Below are 17,057 nucleotides of genomic sequence, written 5' to 3' on the forward strand. Positions count from 1 at the left end.
CACAATTTTGGTTAACATGCCCTGGCACTCTACGACGGTAAAGCGCCCAATCGCAGGGTAGCGAGTCCGATCACAAAGTTTTATTTGCGGGCAAGCTGCTCGGCCAGGAGTGCCAGACTTCTGAGCTGCTGCGCCAGATCCTCGCGTTCGGCCTGCTGCGTCGCGCGGCGCGCGGTGGAATGACGGGTAACCAGCGTTACCGGCAGTTGAACCTGCCAGCACGTCTCGCCTTCGGTGGGGGCCAGCAGCCACTCCACGCTGCGCTCGCCCGCCTCGCGAAACGCCTGGCGAATGGTCGTCAGCGGCGGAGAAAACCAGGCGCTGTCAGCCGTATCGTCGAACCCAACCACCGATATCTGGCCCGGATCCGCTACCCCTTTTTCCGCGCAGGCGCGCATCACCCCGAGCGCCATTTGATCGTTCGCCACCAGAATGGCATCCGGCAATGCGCTACCTGACAGCAGCACATGCCCTTTCTCATAACAGCTGGCCGCGCTCCAGTCACCGCAGGCCACCGCAGCGGCTTCAAGCCCCGCCCGGGCCAGAGCCGCTTTCCATCCTGCCAGACGCGCCCGAGCAGAGACCGAGCTCTCCGGCCCGCTCAGCAGCGCAATGCGCTGATGCCCCAGAGAAAGCAGATGCTCAACGCCCAGATGCGCGCCCTGCCCGGCGTTAAACACGAGGCTGTTTACCTGTGCTGAAGGCGAGACATCAAGGAACAGCACCGGAACAGGCGACGCCAGCGCCCTGAGCGCTTCGGCGTCAGGATCGTCAAGCGGCACATTTACCAGCAGCGCCTCCACCCGCTGTGCCAGCAGCGCCTGAAGCGCGGCCTGACACTGCTGCGGCTGCTCCACCATGGAAATAAGGACACTCGCCCCCTGTTCCGCCGCCCGGGATTTTACCGCCGACACGATTTGCGAGGGCGCATGCAGGGCCAGATCGGTGGTGATGAGTCCCAGCGTGCGGGTGCGTTTACCCGCCAGCTGCTGTGCCCGCAGGTTAGGTACGTAGTGCAGCTCCGCCATCGCCTGCTGCACCTTTTCCCGCGTGCGGGCAGAGACATGCTCCGCGTCGTTAATGACGCGAGAGACGGTCTGATAAGAAACCCCCGCAAGGAGGGCGACATCATAGAGAGTGATCGCTTTCATGCATTGTGGCATCGCGTGAGTCGTGGCCCATTATTGTGGCACAGCGACGCCGTTAAAACATGTGAGCGCTTCGCAAAATTAGACAACCCGCTCCGGCTGGGGTATTTCCTCAATGCGCGGCTTCTGGCGGAACCAGGGCAGACAGAGTTGAATAAGCGGGCCAATGGTCAGGGCATACAGTACGGTTCCCACCCCAAACGTGCCGCCAAGCACGCACCCAATCAGCAGGACGGACACTTCAATTGAGGTGCGCACGCTGCGAATGGACCACCCCAGACGGGCATGAATGCCGGTCATCAGACCGTCGCGTGGGCCAGGGCCAAAACCTGCGCCAATGTACATGCTGGTCGCAATCGCGTTCATTACGATACCCGACACCAGGAAAGCGATGCGAACAGGTAACGAATCCAGTTCCGGAATAAGTGCCATGCTGGCGTCCGCCGCCAGACCGATACAAATCACGTTGCTGATGGTGCCCAGGCCCGGCATCTGGCGCAGGGGGATCCATAGCAGCAGCACCGCAGCGCCGGTCACAATGATCACCGTCCCGATCGTCATCCCCAGCTGCATCCCCACCCCAAGGTGAAAAACATCCCAGGGATCGACACCCAAATCGGAACGAATAAACATTGCGGTGGAAAGGCCATACAGTCCTAAACCGACATAGAGTTGTAGCAGACGACGTACCATTTTTATCTTCTCCAGTGAACCAGGCTTTCATCCTGACCTAAAATGGCACTATGATTAATGTCCAGTTTTCAAATAGTGGACTGCATATGTCATCACGTCGCTTCGGAAACCAGTCTCTGGTACGCCTTTTAGGCCACTGGCAGCAAGCCTCATCCCGTACCCCGCTCTGGCGACAGCTGGCCGACGCGCTGCGTCTGTTAATCCTTGATGGACGTCTGGCGCTGAATACACGGCTACCGGGCGAGCGTGAGCTGGCCTCCGCGCTGGACGTGAGCCGGACCACCATCAGCAGCGCCCTCGCCCACCTGCGAGAAGAGGGTTATCTTGAAAGCCGCCACGGCAGCGGGTCACGCGTGCTCCTCCCGGATACGCGCGCCGTTCCCACCCTTTCAGCGGCAAGTGCCGCACTGGATCTTTCCACTGCTGCCCTCAATGCCGGGCCGGAGATCCATCAGGCTTATGCCCATGCGCTCACGGCCATTACGCAGCACCTCTCGCTGACGGGCTACGATCAGCTTGGGCTGCCGACGCTGCGGGAGGCCATCGCTGCGCGCTATACCGCGCGGGGTCTTCCTACCCGGGCAGACGAAGTGATGGTTGTCAATGGCGCCGTCAGCGGCTTCGCGCTGGTGTTGCGGATGATGACCGGGCCGGGGGATCGCGTCGTGGTCGATCACCCCACCTATCCGCTGGCGATTGCCGCCATTCAGGGTGCGCAGTGTCGGCCCGTGGGGGTGTCGCTACCGGAAACCGGCTGGGATACGGATGGCTTCGCGGCAACGCTTGCCCAGACGGCGCCTCGCCTGGCGTATCTGATGCCAGATTTTCATAACCCCACCGGGCGCTGTATGGATATCGCGACCCGTCGGGCCATCACGGATATTGCTGCCCAAACCCGCACGGCGCTGGTGGTGGATGAAACAATGGTGGATCTCTGGTTTGACGCGCCTCCCCCGCCACCGCTGGCCGCTTTTAATCCACAGGCCACCGTCATCACCTTAGGTTCTGCCGGAAAAAGTTTCTGGGGAGGGCTGCGTCTTGGCTGGATCCGCGCCTCCTCGCGCACGATCGCCACGCTTGCCCAGACGCGGGATACTCTGGATTTAGGCTCGCCGCTGCTGGAACAGCTGGCGATGCTGTGGCTCATTAACAACAGCGAGACCTTTCTGCCCGCGCGCCGGAAGATGCTGGCGGAACGACGCGATCGATGCGGTGAACTGTTGCGCGAACATTTCCCGGACTGGAAATTCCATGAAGCGGAAGGCGGGCTCTCTTACTGGATTGAGCTGCCGGGCATGCTGGCGACACAGCTTGCCGCGCGGGCTGAAATTCTGGGGATCAATCTGGGAACCGGTACTCGGTTTGGTTTATCTGGCGCATTTGACCGCTATTTACGGATGCCCTTCTCGCTCGAATCGACAGAGCTTGAACAGGCGTTGCTGAGGATCAAACCGCTATGGCTCGCCCTGAATAAAAACGTGCCATCGTTAAAACGCAGCGTGATCTAATATTAAAATTTTTGAAGCAGATCATAAAAAATAAAAACTGCTGACTGTCACGGATACAGTCAGCAGTTTTCACCAGTCAGGAGTTAATGCTGAGCAGGAATAGGAAAACCTTTCAGTGAAATAACGAAGTTTTCACCGTCTTTCTTTATTTTTGCGCCGGTATCACACCAGTCAGACGCAATACGAAAGAACTCATCACTTCCGACATTCCAGCCAAGACGTACATGCTTCACGTAGCCTGAACGCAACAGATCGCAGGCCTCTTTGTAGTCACTGGCAGTTGACAGTTGTTGTTTCATTTTCTCTTCTTCAGAAGTTTGCGTAGAGCTTTGATTTCTTTAGGAGTAAAAGGAGAAACACTCTCTTCTTCCGTGTGCTGATTATCAATATCCTCTTCCGATACTCCCGCCTCTTCTACTGCTTCGAACGCTAGCAGCAGCAGTTTCTCTGTCGTCACGCTTAAATTCTCGTTATTCACTTCCGCATAGTGGCGAAGCCTTTCTTTCAGCGCATCATCAATCTTAACGTTTAATACCGCTGTAGCCATGTTTGTCACTTCCCTTCGGAATAAGTACTTTATTTAATACACGAAGTTAACAATGTTATCCAGATATATATTTTTTGAGTTATGGAAGAAAATAACCGTCCAATTATAAAATGACAGTCTATTATTACAGGTTTATGACAATAATATTTCAGTGGGATGAAATATATATTACACGATATAGGCATAATATTATTGCGGGATAGCGGTTTAAAGGGAGAGGTGAAGCAGGAAGATCTTATGAGGGCAGAAATGGGTGGGGGCCCTGCCAGCTACATCCCGGCACACACGTCGTCTGCCCTGGCTGCTTCCTTCCGGACCTGACCTGGTGAACAGAGTAGCGTTGCGGGAGAACCAACAGAGCCCCCATTGAGAGCGTTGATAACCAACGCGCTGGCGCATTATCCCCGTGCGAGGGCCCAATTGCAAGCCGCCAGGAACCGGATGCTGGTTTCTTGCGCAAACAGACGCAGCAATCATGAAGATCCTGGTTTACCATAGCTTTCCAGAAACTCCCCACAGGTGAAGGTATGGACGAACACGACTCCTTTCCACAGCGCGTATGGCAAATCGTTGCCTCAATTCCGGAAGGCTATGTCACCACCTATGGTGATGTCGCACGCCTGGCCGGTTCACCGCGCGCGGCGCGACAGGTTGGAGGCGTCCTGAAACGGCTGCCGGAAGGCAGTACGTTGCCCTGGCATCGGGTAGTGAATCGTCATGGCGTCATATCACTCACCGGGCCGGATCTCCAGCGTCAGCGTCAGGCGTTACTTTCAGAGGGGGTGCAGGTGTCAGGGTCGGGTCAGATCGATTTGCAGAAATTTCGCTGGGAATATTGACCCCTCTCCCGAAGGAGAGGGGGATACACATTACATCTGAGTCGGTGGGGTTGGCAGGGACGGCTGATTGGTCTGCGGCGCGACCGGCACTTCGGTCTGCTGCACAGGCACCAGGTTCAGGTCGATTTTGGTCCCACCGTTGTTAATCGCTTCCTGGACCGTATCGGTAATGAAGACCAGCTTACCGTTAATGGTTACCGCTGCGCTCAGCAGGATACGGGCATTAGGCTGCACGTCCGACGGGTTATACGGCAACACGAAGCTAAACGGCGCCTGCTTGCCTTCAGTACGAACGGCACGCTGAGCCACGACTTTCGACGGTGCGTCGGCCAGGGAAGCATCAGACAGCGTCACGGTTAATACCGCATCCGGCGGCAGCGCAACTCTCTGTTTAATCCAGATGGTACCGGAAACGTTAGGCTGCTGAATGGATTGCTGCGAAAGGGTATTAATCCCGTTCGGGTCTGCTGCTGGCACTGGCACCTGGGCGCTCTTACCGGCACAGGCGGACAACGCCACCGCAATAGCTACACCACTTAGCATGGGCACGAGTTTCATTGAAGTCTCCTTATCAATGCACCAGCGGGATCGATCCCATCCGATGTCGTTTCAATCACATAACGTATTTAAGTGTGGCACAACTCACTGATTAATGCCTGAAATCATCCTGATATTCAGATTATTCTACCCATCGGACCACTTTCATTTCTGCGTTATACTCAGCCTATCTTTCGCTACGGCGTTTATTGAGGACAACTATGAGTCAGGCACTGAACAATCTGCTGACATTACTGAATCTGGAAAAAATTGAGGAAGGACTCTTTCGCGGACAGAGCGAAGATTTAGGTTTACGCCAGGTCTTCGGGGGGCAAGTCGTTGGACAAGCGCTGTACGCTGCAAAGGAGACTGTCCCGGCAGACCGTCTGGTGCATTCATTCCACAGCTACTTCTTACGCCCTGGCGATAGCGCGAAACCCATCGTGTATGACGTTGAAGTTCTACGAGACGGTAACAGCTTCAGCGCGCGCCGCGTCGCGGCCATTCAGAACGGTAAGCCAATCTTTTACATGACCGCCTCCTTCCAGGCGCCAGAGCCGGGTTATGAGCATCAGAAAGTCATGCCCCCTGCCCCCTCACCGGACGATCTCAAATCGGAGACGGATATCGCTCGCGCATTGGCGCATCTGCTGCCGCCGCAGGTCAAAGAGAAGTTTCTCTGCGATAAGCCGCTTGAGATCCGCCCCGTCGAATTCCACAACCCAATGAAGGGCCACACCGCCGAGCCAAAGCGTCAGGTGTGGATCCGTGCCAACGGCACCGTGCCGGAAGATTTCCGCGTCCATCAGTATCTGCTGGGCTATGCGTCTGACTTCAACTTCCTGCCGGTGGCGCTGCAGCCGCACGGCGTCGGCTTCCTCGAAAAAGGGATGCAGGTCGCGACGATCGATCACTCGATGTGGTTCCACCGTCCCTTCAACATGAATGAGTGGCTGCTCTACAGCGTGGAGAGTACGTCGGCATCCAGCGCCCGCGGGTTTGTGCGTGGGGAGTTTTATACCCAGGACGGCGTGCTGGTCGCTTCAACGGTGCAGGAAGGGGTAATGCGTAATCGCGGGTGATTATGTGCGGCCTGATGCCCTCACCCTGACCCTCTCCCACGGGGAGAGGGAATACACACTAAAAACGGCAACCTGAGGTTGCCGTTTTGCTTTTACCTTGTGCGGCCTGATGCCCTCACCCTGGCCCTCTCCCACGGGGAGAGGGAACAAACACTAAAAACGGCAACCTCAGGTTGCCGTTTTGCTGTTTATTACGCGTTATACGCATTCTCGCCGTGGCTGTTGACGTCCAGACCTTCGCGTTCCTGCTCTTCAGGGACACGCAGACCGACGGTCATGTCCGCCAGTTTGTAGCCAATGAAAGCGACAACGGCAGACCACACCACGGTGATAGCAATACTTTCCAGCTGCACCAGCACCTGATGAACCATGGTGACGCCTTCTGCATAGCCCACACCACCGAGCGATTTCGCCGCGAAGATACCGGTCATGATACAGCCGACAATCCCGCACACGCCGTGAACGCCAAATACATCGCAAGGGTCATCCACGCGCAGCAGACGTTTCAGTGCGGTCACGCCCCACAGACCCGCCAGACCGGACACCAGGCCGACCAGTAGCGCACCGCCCACACCGACATAACCACATGCTGGGGTGATGCCAACCAGACCGGCGATGGCACCCGAACAGGCGCCCAGCAGAGAAGGTTTACCGCGTACCGCCCACTCGCCAAATACCCAGGAGAGGATTGCACCCGCCGTGGCCACAACGGTGTTCACGAAGGCCAGCGCGGCGATTTCGTTGGCGGCACTGGCTGAGCCGGCGTTGAAGCCAAACCAGCCAAAGTAGAGGATAGCCGTACCGGTAAAGACCATCGGCAGGTTGTGCGGTTTAAACGCTTCTTTACCGAAGCCCACGCGTTTGCCAATCAGGTAGGCACCCACCAGACCCGCTACCGCGGCGTTGATGTGAACAACGGTACCGCCCGCGAAGTCCAGCGCACCGTGCGTTGCCAGCAGACCGCCACCCCAGACCATGTGCGCAATCGGCACATAGGAGAGCGTCAGCCAGACCACCACGAAGATCAGAACGGCAGAGAAACGAATACGCTCGGCGAGCGCGCCCACAATCAGTCCGACGGTAATACAGGCGAAGGAGCCCTGGAACGCCACGTGAATATACTGATAGAAGCTGCCCATCAGCGCGGTCAGCTCAATATTTTTCAGCATCACCCAGTCGAAGTTACCAAAGAACGCGTTGCCCGTGCCGAACGCCAGCGAGTAACCGTAAACCACCCACAGCACGCAGACCAGTGCGAACGTCACGGCAACCTGCGTCAGCATGGAGAGAACGTTTTTGCCACGGATCAGGCCGCCGTAGAACAGCGCAATGCCCGGAATAGACATGAACAGCACCAGCGCGGTGCTGATCATCATAAAGGCGTTATCGGCTTTGTCGACCACCGCAGGGGTAGCAGCCAGCGCCAGGCCCGGCAGCAGTGCCAGCGAACCCAGACCCGTTTTAAGTGTTGCTATCTTCATTTTCTCGATCCCTATCACTGTGTGCCAGGCGTTAATTACAGAGCCGCTTCGTCAGATTCGCCGGTACGAATGCGAATGACGCGCTGCAGTTCGGCAACGAAAATTTTGCCGTCGCCAATTTTGCCGGTATAGGCCGCTTTGCTAATGACATCAATGACTTCGTCAAGCTGATCGTCAGCAATCGCGACATCAATTTTTACTTTTGGCAGAAAGTTAACGCTGTATTCCGCCCCGCGATAAAGCTCGGCATGACCCTTCTGACGACCAAAGCCTTTCACTTCGGTGACAGTCAGTCCCTGAATACCCATTGAAGACAATGCTTCGCGCACGTCTTCGAGTTTGAATGGTTTGATTACAACCGTAACCAGCTTCATAGATCCCCTCCAGTCAGAATTCGGTAATGGCCGCAGCTTACGCAGAAGGTATTGCAAGGGGTGTGCCAGAAATGAAAACGAAGGGGAACAACGGTGTGATGAGCGTTACACGGTTCTGTTAAACGCCCGGGTGAAAAAAAACGCACCATGCCGGTGCAGGGTGCGTTTCAGTTTTGCACCAACAGGAATGACTGTTAGCGCGCCGCCTCATTTTAGTGCATCAGGCGCTAAGCGACTCTTCATCACGCACGCTGGCGGCCAGCTCTTCGCCCGCCAGCTGCAGCTGGTACATCTGCCAGTAGCGCCCTTTTGCTTCCAGCAGCTCGCGGTGCGTACCGCGCTCAACGGCCTGTCCGCGATGCAGCACCATAATGGTATCCGCATCGACGACGGTGGAAAGGCGGTGGGCAATCACCACCAGCGTCGTATGATCGCTTACCGCGGCCAGCGCCTGCTGGATAGCCTGCTCGGTGCCGGAGTCAATACTGGCCGTCGCTTCATCCAGAATCAGTATCTGCGGCGTTTCAATCAGCACCCGCGCCAGTGCCAGAAGCTGCTTTTGCCCGACAGAGAGATTGTTCCCCTGCTCGCCCAGCTTCGTGTTGATCCCGTCGCTGAACCCGCGCGCCAGCTCTGCCAGCTGCACTTTTTCCAGCACGTCCCAGACCTGCTCCTGGGTGTAGTCTCGCCCCAGGGTCACGTTGGCGTAGAAGGTATCGGCCAGAACGACCGGATCCTGCTGCACCATCGCAACGCCTTTGCGTAACACGGTGTGGCTGAGAGACGCAAGCGGGCGTCCGTCGAGGCGGATTTCACCTTGCGTGACCGGGTAATAGCCCATCAACAGACTGGCAAGCGTGCTCTTACCACTGCCGGTATGCCCCACCAGCGCCACAAAACCGCGCGACGGAACGTCAAGCGTGATGTCCTGCAACACCAGGCGGTCTTCGCGATAGGCAAACGAGACGTTATCAAAGGTGATAGCCCCGCTTTGCAGAGGTCGCTCATCATTGCCGTAGGCCTGACGCGGCCTGTCCATCAGCTCAAAGACGCGCTCACCGGCGACGACCGCCTGTTGCAGCATCGATTGCTGCGTAGTGAGCTCGATCAGCGGCTCGTTGAGGCGTCCCAGATAGCTAATAAAAGCGTACAGCACACCCACTTCAATCGTACCGTTTGAGCTCAGGCCAAAGAGCATCAGCAACCCACACAGCACCAGCGCCGAGAAAAGGCTCAGCAGCGGTCGCAGCAGGAAACCGTCCAGGCGCAGCGTCTGCATACGCGCCATATAGTGCGAACGGCTGGCTTCGCCCATGCGTTCGCCAAAGCGCGCCTGCTGGCGGAACTGCTGGATGACGCTCATGCCGTTGATCACTTCGTTGAAGCCATCATTGATGTCGGCCAGGTAAGCGCGCACCCGACGCACAATCGGCGTGCTGTAGCGCTGGTAAATCACCATAACAATCAGCACCGCCGGGAAGATGGTGATCGCCACCAGCGCCATGCGCCAGTCGAGGCTGAACATCGCCACCAGCATCGCGCCAATCAGCGCCGCGCTGCGTAATACCGTCGCAACCACGGTGACGTACAGATCGCGGATCACCTCGGTATCGTTGGTCACGCGCGATATCACCTGCCCGACTGGCTGGATATCAAACTCGCTGAGCGGCTGGCGAAGCGCCGCGTCCATCACGTCCGTACGCAGCTGCTGTACAACGCCCACGGCTGCACGGTTAAACAGCAGCGACTGAGCATAGTGCAACCCTGCCGCCGTCAGCTGTAAGCCGACGTAGGCCACGCCTAAACCCGCCACCAGACCCAGCGGTAGATAGCTTTTGGCGACCATGTTGTCGATAAAATAGCTGATGAGCAGCGGACCACTCACCTCGGCAATTGCTGCAATCCAGAGCAAAAGCACGGCCACCGAGAGCGGTTTACGCCACGGTGAGCCGTAGGCCAGCAGACGTTTAAGCGTCGGCCACATCGTTCCGAGCTTACGCATTGGCGGCCTCCTCATCCTGCTCCGGCGCATCGTCCAGCGCCGCTTCAAGCTGTTGATAGCGGTACATATCGCGATACCAGCCCGGCTGCTCGGCCAGCGTTTCATGTTGCCCGCGCTGGGCAATGTGCCCGTGTTGTAAGACCAGAATTTCGCTGGCTTCGGTGAGCGCTGACAAACGGTGGGCGCTGATAATCACCGTGCGTCCGTCGCCCCACTGGCGCAGGTTATGCAGGATCTCGTGCTCGGTACGGCCATCCACGGCAGAAAGCGCATCATCCAGGATCAGGATTTCCGCATTCAGCAGCAGCGCCCGGGCAATGGAGATACGCTGTTTTTGCCCGCCGGACAGCATGACGCCGCGTTCCCCGACTTCGGTGTCGTAGCCCTGCGGCAGACGCAAAATATCCTCATGTACACTGGCCAAACGTGCCACATGCTCGATCTCTTCCTGCGTTGCTGCCGGGCACCCAAGCGCGATGTTGTTCGCCACGGTGTCAGAAAAAAGAAACGGCGTCTGGCTGACAACCGCCAGACGGCCACGCCATTCATCAAGCAATAGCCTGGTCAGGGGAATATCGTGGAAGCGGATATCACCCTCGGTGACGTCAAAGTGGCGCTGGAGCAGCGACAGCACGGTACTTTTGCCGGATCCCGTCGGGCCGCAGATGCCCAGCATCTGGCCCGGCTGTAGGGTAAAGCTGACGTTCTCCAGTACCGGATTCTCCGTATGCGGATAGATAAACTGCCGGACGTCGACGGTCATGACGCCGCGCCCTTCCGGTACCGCGTCGCTGCCGTCAACGACCACAGGCGCTTCGGCCAGCATGGCACGAATGCGGCTATAGGCGGCGCTGCCGCGCTCCACGATGTTAAACATCCAGGCCAGCGCCAGCATCGGCCAGATCATGAGCCCCAGATACATCGCAAAGCTGGTTAATTGCCCCAGGGTCAACGTGCCCTGCACCACCATCCAGCTGCCGCCGCCAATCGCCAAAAGGTTCGCCATGCCAATCGCGATATAGATCGTCGGGTCGAAGCGGGCGTCAATACGCGCAACGCGCATGTTTTTCGCTCCCGTGTCCGCCGCATCGGCCGCAAACAGCGCAGATTGCCGGTCTTCCAGGCCAAACGCTTTGATCATGCGAATGCTGGTCATGCTCTCCTGGGTGCGATCGTTCAGAGACGAAAACGCCGCCTGCGCCAGCTTAAAGCGCTCGTGCAGCTGTTCACCATAGCGATTGATCGCCAGCGCCATGATCGGCATCGGCAGAAGAGCGAGCAGGGTCAACTGCCAGCTGATCTGCGTGGACATCACGATCAGCACCGCACAGCCCATCACCAGCGAGTCCACCAGCGTCAATACCCCTTCCCCGGCAGCAAAGACCACGCGATCGACGTCGTTAGTGGCGCGGGCGATGAGATCCCCGGTACGGTGGCGCAGATAAAATTCAGGATGCTGTCGGCTCAGCTGGCGGTAAAAATCTTCACGCAGCTCAACGGCCAGCTGATAGGACGCACCAAACAGCAGCACGCGCCAGACGTAGCGTAGCAGATAAACGATGACCGCCGTCAGCACCAGCGTGCCGACCCACATCAACACCCGTGCGGTGGTGTAATGCTGTTCGGTGACGCCATCCACGACGTACCCCACCACTTTCGGCGGGATCAGCTGCAGGATAGCAATGATAATAAGCAGGGCTACTGCACCGAGGTAGCGTTGCCACTCCCGACGAAAGTACCAGCTTAATTGGGCAAATAATCGCACGCGGTTTGTTCCTGAAGGTATTTTACGAAGTTATTCAATAGGTAATGCTGTGGTGTATTTAATCTGTTCCATGGCGAAACTTGAGGTGACGTCCGACAAACCGGGTACGCTGTTCACCAGCCGCTTGTAGAAATCATCATAGCGCTTCATGTCGGCCACCTGGACGCGCATCAGGTAATCGTACTCGCCGGCCATGCGCCAGAAACCGAGCACCTCGGGCATCTCAGACACCTGAGTAACGAAGCGGCAATACCACTCGCTGCTGTGATGCTGGGTTTTAATCAACACAAATGCCGTCAGCCCAAGCCCCAGCTTTTCGGGATCTAATAACGCGACGCGCCCCAGAAGAATGCCGTCATCTTCCAGCTTCTTAAGACGCTTCCAGCACGGGGTGGTGGTCAGATTAACGGCATCTGCCAGCGCCTGCAAAGAGAGGGTACAGTCATTTTGCAGCAATGAAAGGAGCTTGCGGTCAATTTTATCTAGCATACCCACCTCACAGAGAAAATTTTTCTCCCTTCATTCTATTTTAAAGGCCAGATAGCAACAATTTTTTCTGTGCTTTTCGCTATGCTAGGCACAAAATGACAAACGGATAACGACGATGAATAGCACCTGGGTTAAACATGCGATCAGCGAAATCAATGCCGACTATCAGCGCTCGGCGGATACGCACCTGATTCGCCTTTCCCTGCCGGGATTTGACGGCATTCAGCTCTATCTGAAAGACGAAAGCACCCATCCTACCGGTAGCCTGAAGCATCGCCTGGCGCGCTCGCTGTTTTTATACGGTTTGTGTAACGGCTGGATCAAAGAAGGCACCACCATTATTGAATCCTCTTCAGGTTCAACGGCGGTATCCGAAGCCTATTTTGCCCGCCTGCTGGGCCTGCCGTTTATCGCGGTGATGCCGTCATGCACCGCAAAACGCAAAATCGAGCAGATCGAATTTTACGGCGGTCGCTGCCACTTTGTGGAAAGCGCCTGCGAAATCTACGCCGCCTCCGAAATGCTGGCCCGCGAGCTGAACGGCCACTATATGGACCAGTTCACCTTCGCCGAGCGCGCAACGGACTGGCGCGGCAATAACAACATTGCCGACAGTATCTTCCGCCAGATGACCCACGAACCGCATCCGGTTCCGTCGTATATTGTCATGAGCGCCGGTACCGGCGGCACCTCAGCCACGATCGGACGCTACATCCGCTGTCAGGGCTACGATACCCAGCTGATGGTGGTTGACCCGCAGAACTCCGTGTTCCTCGACTACTGGCAAAATCGCGATGCCGGTCTGCGCAGCCCGGTGGGCAGTAAAATTGAAGGGATTGGCCGCCCGCGCGTGGAGCCCTCTTTCATCCCCGACGTGGTGGACGAGATGATGCGCGTGCCGGATGCCGCCAGCGTGGCAACGGCGCACTGGCTGGAAACGCAGCTGGGCCGCAAGGTGGGTGCCTCCACGGGCACAAATATGTGGGGCGCGCTGCAGCTTGCCGCACGTATGCGCGAAGAGGGTCGCACCGGTTCCATCGTCACGCTGCTGTGTGACAGCGGCGAGCGTTATCTTGAGACCTACTACAACGCGGAGTGGGTGCAGGCCAACATTGGCGACATCACGCCGTGGAAAGCGCAGATTGCGCAGCTTGTGAAATAAAAAAAAGCCAGACCGAAGTCTGGCTTGCTGGAAGGGTCTCACTATTCGGGGGAATATGGGAGGTTGTTGTTGTCCAGCCAATGCGTCAAAAAATGGGACACCGCTTCATTACGGCAGTGGCCGATAACCGGCAGATGAGGAAGTTCTGCTTTCAGCTGCGCCATCGCATTCCCCATGATCAGACCGCGACCTACGCTGCCCAGCATTTCGCGGTCGTTCATGGCGTCACCGAACGCCATACACTCCTGCAGCGTTAAGCCCAGGTGGTCGCTCAGAACCGCCAGAGCGGAACCTTTGTTACAGCCCACCGGCAGCACTTCCAGGCAATCCACCGCTGAGAAGGTCAGGTGCGCCCGGTCGCCCAGCGCCTCATTCAGTTGAATCCGTAAGCGGCACAGATCGTCGTGATCGCCGCAGAAGCAGATCTTAGTTACCGCATGGGCGGGGATCCGACGCAGATCGATAAGCTGGTATTTAAAGCCGCTGTAAACATGCGCGTGCAATAATTCAGGGATTTCACTTCCGGTAAACCAGCCCCGATCGTTAAAGACGTGGATGCTGGCCTGCGTGTCCCAGGTGCTGTGCAGCACGATGTCCGCCACTTCCGGGTTGAGATCCTGTCGGTGCAGCACGTCGCCTTCTACGGAGTGAATTCGCGTCCCGTTGCCGGTGATCAGAAAGGCGTCGAGGGAAAACGCCCCCAGCAGGTGGCGCATTTCCAGCACATGACGCCCGGTGGCAAACGTCAGGGTGACATTACGCTCGTGCAGGCGCTTCAGCGTGTTCAGGGTTTTTTCCCCTAAACGGTGATCCGGCATTAACAACGTACCGTCCATATCAAATGCAGCGAGCCGAGCCATGATTACTCCCGAAATGTGATGCGGTTAACTTGTGCATCAGTATCGTGTGAGATATACGGAAGTAATAGTGAATAGATGATAATTATTGTTCCGGGTTTCTTATGCGCCAGCTCAATCGACTCAACCAGTATCACCGCCTGTGGCAGCCTTCCCAGGGTGCAACGCAACAGGTCACCATCAGCGAGCTGGCCGCCCGCTGTTTTTGTAGCGAACGGCATGTCCGAACGCTGCTGCGTCAGGCCCAGGAGGCGGGCTGGCTGAGCTGGCGAGCGCAGTCTGGCCGCGGTAAGCGGGGTGAGCTTACGTTCCATGTCACGCCGGAGTCACTGCGCAATGCGATGATGGAGGAGGCGCTGAAGAGCGGGCAGCAGCATAACGCGCTGGAACTGGCCCAACTTGCCCCCGCAGAATTACGATCGTTGCTGCATCCGTTTTTAGGCGGGCAGTGGCAAAACGACACGCCGACGCTGCGCATCCCCTATTACCGCTCACTGGATCCGCTTCAGCCGGGTTTTTTACCCGGTCGGGCGGAGCAGCATCTTGCGGGACAGGTATTCTCCGGACTGGCGCGATTTCACGGCGACAGCAGTGAACCCACGGGCGATCTCGCTCATCACTGGGAGGTGTCGACGGACGGTTTGCGCTGGCATTTTTATATACGTTCCACCTTACACTGGCATAACGGCGATAAGGTCGAAACCGGACAGCTTCAGCAAAGCCTGAATGCACTTTTTGCCTTACCCGCCCTGCGTAAACTGTTCCAGAGCGTCCTGCGCATTGACGTCACCCATCCCCAGTGTCTGACATTCACACTGCACCAGCCGGATTACTGGCTGGCACACCGCCTCGCCACCTACTGTAGCCGGCTTGCACATCCCGAACAGCCCCTGACGGGCTGCGGCCCCTTCAGACTCAGCGTGTATGAGCCGGATCTGGTTCGTCTGGAAAGCCACGACCAGTACCATCTCAGCCACCCGCTGCTTAAGGCTATCGAATACTGGATCACACCGTCGCTGTTTGACTATGGGCTGGGTACCAGCTGTCGCCATCCGGTGCAGATCGCCATTGGCGAGCCGGATGAGCTGGAAAGCCTGCGCCTGGTGACGAACAGCACCAGTCTGGGCTTTTGTTATCTCACCCTGAAGCAAAGCCCGCGTCTGAGTGAAATGCAGGCACGACGGCTCATTAACATCATTCATCTCTCATCGCTTCTGCACACGCTTCCGCTCAACGAAGGGCTGATTACCCCAACAGAGGAGTTACTGCCAGGATGGGCAATCCCTCAGTGGTCGGATTTAACTCATGTCTCTCTGCCGACTAAGTTAACCCTGATTTACCATTTACCGGTTGAGTTGCACACGATGGCGCGTCAGCTAAAACAGTATCTTGCGCAGCAGGGCTGCGAGCTAACGGTTATCTTTCACGACGCAAAAACCTGGGACGGATGCCAGCAACTGGCGGACGCGGACCTCATGATGGGTGACAGGCTGATTGGTGAAGCGCCGGAATATACGCTTGAACAGTGGCTGCGCTGTGATGCCCTATGGCCACATGTGCTTAGCGCACCGCAATATGCTCATCTGCAGGCCACCCTGGATGCGGTACAGACCCAGGCCGACGAGCAGGCCAGACATGCCGGGCTCAGGGCCATTTTCTCCCGGCTCATGGAAAAGGCGGTGATCACCCCACTGTTCAATTATCAATACCAGATCAGCGCCCCGCCGGGAGTTAACGGCATACGCCTCAATACCCGCGGCTGGTTTGATTTTACCGAAGCCTGGCTGCCCGCCCCTAAATCGTGAAGAAGCTGGTCGCCGTCGTGGTCTGACGGTAACATAACGTTTTTACCGTAACAGTCGAGATGATTTATGAAACGTGCCGTCGTCGTGTTCAGCGGAGGACAAGACTCTACTACCTGCCTGGTTCAGGCTCTTCATCAGTACGATGAAGTTCACTGTGTGACTTTCGATTATGGTCAGCGTCATCGCGCTGAAATCGACGTTGCCCGTGAACTTGCCCTGAAACTGGGCGCACGCGCGCACAAGGTGCTGGACGTTACGCTGTTAAATGAACTGGCCGTAAGCAGCCTCACCCGGGACAGTATTCCCGTCCCGGACTACGAACCCGATGCCAGCGGCATTCCGAATACCTTCGTTCCGGGTCGTAATATCCTCTTCCTGACCCTGACGGCGATCTACGCCTACCAGGTAAAAGCCGAAGCGGTGATCACGGGCGTGTGCGAGACCGACTTCTCCGGCTACCCGGACTGTCGTGATGAGTTCGTGAAAGCGTTAAACCACGCCGTCAATCTGGGGATGGCGAAAGAGACGCGCTTTGAAACCCCACTCATGTGGCTGGATAAAGCAGAAACCTGGGCGCTGGCGGACTACTGGGGCAAGCTGGACCTTGTTCGCAGCGAAACGCTTACCTGCTATAACGGTATCAAAGGCGACGGTTGCGGCCAGTGCGCGGCCTGTAATCTTCGCGCTAACGGGCTGAACCACTATCTTGCCGATAAAGTCGGTGTGATGGCCGCGATGCAGAAAAAGACCGGGCTAAAATAGGGCTAT

At 57.1% G+C, this 17,057-nt stretch carries 17 protein-coding genes and 1 other RNA gene; 6 read left to right on the forward strand and 12 right to left on the reverse strand.

Translation table 11 applies throughout. The annotated features are described in order from the left end of the window. Nucleotides 1–80: 80 nt before the first annotated feature. Both BM007_RS07910 and BM007_RS07915 read right to left on the reverse strand, forming a co-directional pair. The gene (locus BM007_RS07910) at nt 81–1,151 is read right to left on the reverse strand and encodes a LacI family DNA-binding transcriptional regulator (protein WP_090418013.1); all 1,071 of its coding nucleotides are present in this window, start codon (nt 1,149–1,151) and stop codon (nt 81–83) included. Nucleotides 1,152–1,229: 78 nt separating this feature from the next. After that, the gene (locus BM007_RS07915) at nt 1,230–1,841 is read right to left on the reverse strand and encodes a membrane protein YczE (protein WP_024906836.1); all 612 of its coding nucleotides are present in this window, start codon (nt 1,839–1,841) and stop codon (nt 1,230–1,232) included. 86 nt (nt 1,842–1,927) lie between these two features. On the opposite strand from BM007_RS07915, the gene BM007_RS07920 reads away from it, so the two are divergent. Then, the gene (locus BM007_RS07920) at nt 1,928–3,349 is read left to right on the forward strand and encodes a MocR-like transcription factor YczR (RefSeq protein WP_090418016.1); all 1,422 of its coding nucleotides are present in this window, start codon (nt 1,928–1,930) and stop codon (nt 3,347–3,349) included. A gap of 83 nt (nt 3,350–3,432) precedes the next feature. Here the strand turns inward: BM007_RS07920 and BM007_RS07925 are convergent, their stop codons facing one another. The 3 genes from BM007_RS07925 to ffs form a co-directional block, all read right to left on the reverse strand. Then, the gene (locus tag BM007_RS07925) at nt 3,433–3,648 is read right to left on the reverse strand and encodes a hypothetical protein (protein ID WP_008503298.1); all 216 of its coding nucleotides are present in this window, start codon (nt 3,646–3,648) and stop codon (nt 3,433–3,435) included. Continuing rightward, nucleotides 3,645–3,896, reverse strand: coding sequence for a hypothetical protein (locus BM007_RS07930; RefSeq protein ID WP_023310587.1), 252 nt, complete (start codon nt 3,894–3,896; stop codon nt 3,645–3,647). The genes BM007_RS07925 and BM007_RS07930 overlap by 4 nt, the downstream gene beginning before the upstream one ends. A gap of 260 nt (nt 3,897–4,156) precedes the next feature. Further along, nucleotides 4,157–4,253: signal recognition particle sRNA small type (ffs, locus tag BM007_RS07935), an RNA gene on the reverse strand. Nucleotides 4,254–4,423: 170 nt separating this feature from the next. Here ffs and BM007_RS07940 point away from each other — a divergent pair. After that, on the forward strand, nt 4,424–4,735 hold the full coding sequence (locus BM007_RS07940; protein WP_024906834.1) for an MGMT family protein: 312 nt from the start codon (nt 4,424–4,426) through the stop codon (nt 4,733–4,735). 30 nt (nt 4,736–4,765) lie between these two features. On the opposite strand, the gene BM007_RS07945 is transcribed toward BM007_RS07940, so the two are convergent. Then, the gene (locus BM007_RS07945; RefSeq protein ID WP_024906833.1) at nt 4,766–5,293 is read right to left on the reverse strand and encodes a YbaY family lipoprotein; all 528 of its coding nucleotides are present in this window, start codon (nt 5,291–5,293) and stop codon (nt 4,766–4,768) included. Between the two features lie 200 nt (nt 5,294–5,493). Between BM007_RS07945 and tesB the strand changes: the two genes are divergently transcribed. After that, nucleotides 5,494–6,354 (forward strand): acyl-CoA thioesterase II, encoded by an 861-nt coding sequence (gene tesB / locus BM007_RS07950; protein WP_023293157.1) that lies wholly within the window; start codon nt 5,494–5,496, stop codon nt 6,352–6,354. 191 nt (nt 6,355–6,545) lie between these two features. Here the strand turns inward: tesB and amtB are convergent, their stop codons facing one another. From amtB to BM007_RS07975, 5 genes are all read right to left on the reverse strand, one after another. Next, nucleotides 6,546–7,835, reverse strand: a complete 1,290-nt coding sequence (gene amtB, locus BM007_RS07955; protein WP_024906831.1) for an ammonium transporter AmtB — start codon at nt 7,833–7,835, stop codon at nt 6,546–6,548. Nucleotides 7,836–7,870: 35 nt separating this feature from the next. Then, on the reverse strand, nt 7,871–8,209 hold the full coding sequence (glnK, locus tag BM007_RS07960) for a P-II family nitrogen regulator (protein WP_008503304.1): 339 nt from the start codon (nt 8,207–8,209) through the stop codon (nt 7,871–7,873). Between the two features lie 220 nt (nt 8,210–8,429). Beyond that, nucleotides 8,430–10,211 carry a SmdB family multidrug efflux ABC transporter permease/ATP-binding protein gene (locus BM007_RS07965; protein WP_090418019.1) on the reverse strand — a complete coding sequence of 594 codons (1,782 nt, stop codon included), beginning with the start codon at nt 10,209–10,211 and terminating at the stop codon, nt 8,430–8,432. Next, nucleotides 10,204–11,976, reverse strand: coding sequence for a SmdA family multidrug ABC transporter permease/ATP-binding protein (locus tag BM007_RS07970; RefSeq protein ID WP_090418022.1), 1,773 nt, complete (start codon nt 11,974–11,976; stop codon nt 10,204–10,206). Before BM007_RS07970 ends, BM007_RS07965 begins: the two co-directional genes overlap by 8 nt. A 30-nt stretch (nt 11,977–12,006) precedes the next feature. Further along, nucleotides 12,007–12,465 carry an Lrp/AsnC family transcriptional regulator gene (locus BM007_RS07975; protein ID WP_023310581.1) on the reverse strand — a complete coding sequence of 153 codons (459 nt, stop codon included), beginning with the start codon at nt 12,463–12,465 and terminating at the stop codon, nt 12,007–12,009. A 115-nt stretch (nt 12,466–12,580) separates the two neighbouring features. On the opposite strand from BM007_RS07975, the gene BM007_RS07980 reads away from it, so the two are divergent. Next, entirely contained in the window at nt 12,581–13,627 is a 1,047-nt protein-coding gene (locus tag BM007_RS07980; RefSeq protein ID WP_048989744.1) for a PLP-dependent cysteine synthase family protein, read from the forward strand. A 41-nt stretch (nt 13,628–13,668) separates the two neighbouring features. Here the strand turns inward: BM007_RS07980 and cof are convergent, their stop codons facing one another. Continuing rightward, complete coding sequence (gene cof, locus BM007_RS07985) at nt 13,669–14,487, reverse strand: HMP-PP phosphatase (RefSeq protein WP_032661517.1); 819 nt, start codon at nt 14,485–14,487, stop codon at nt 13,669–13,671. A 101-nt stretch (nt 14,488–14,588) separates the two neighbouring features. Here cof and BM007_RS07990 point away from each other — a divergent pair, with 101 nt between their 5' ends. Together BM007_RS07990 and queC are read left to right on the forward strand one after the other, a co-directional pair. Beyond that, on the forward strand, nt 14,589–16,289 hold the full coding sequence (locus BM007_RS07990) for an SgrR family transcriptional regulator (RefSeq protein ID WP_090418025.1): 1,701 nt from the start codon (nt 14,589–14,591) through the stop codon (nt 16,287–16,289). 66 nt (nt 16,290–16,355) lie between these two features. Further along, nucleotides 16,356–17,051 carry a 7-cyano-7-deazaguanine synthase QueC gene (gene queC, locus BM007_RS07995; RefSeq protein WP_032646166.1) on the forward strand — a complete coding sequence of 232 codons (696 nt, stop codon included), beginning with the start codon at nt 16,356–16,358 and terminating at the stop codon, nt 17,049–17,051. The last annotated feature ends 6 nt before the right edge of the window (nt 17,052–17,057 follow it).

Origin of the sequence: Enterobacter sp. NFIX59 (assembly GCF_900113755.1) — a bacterium.
In the GTDB taxonomy this organism is placed as follows: Bacteria; Pseudomonadota; Gammaproteobacteria; order Enterobacterales; family Enterobacteriaceae; genus Enterobacter; species Enterobacter pseudoroggenkampii.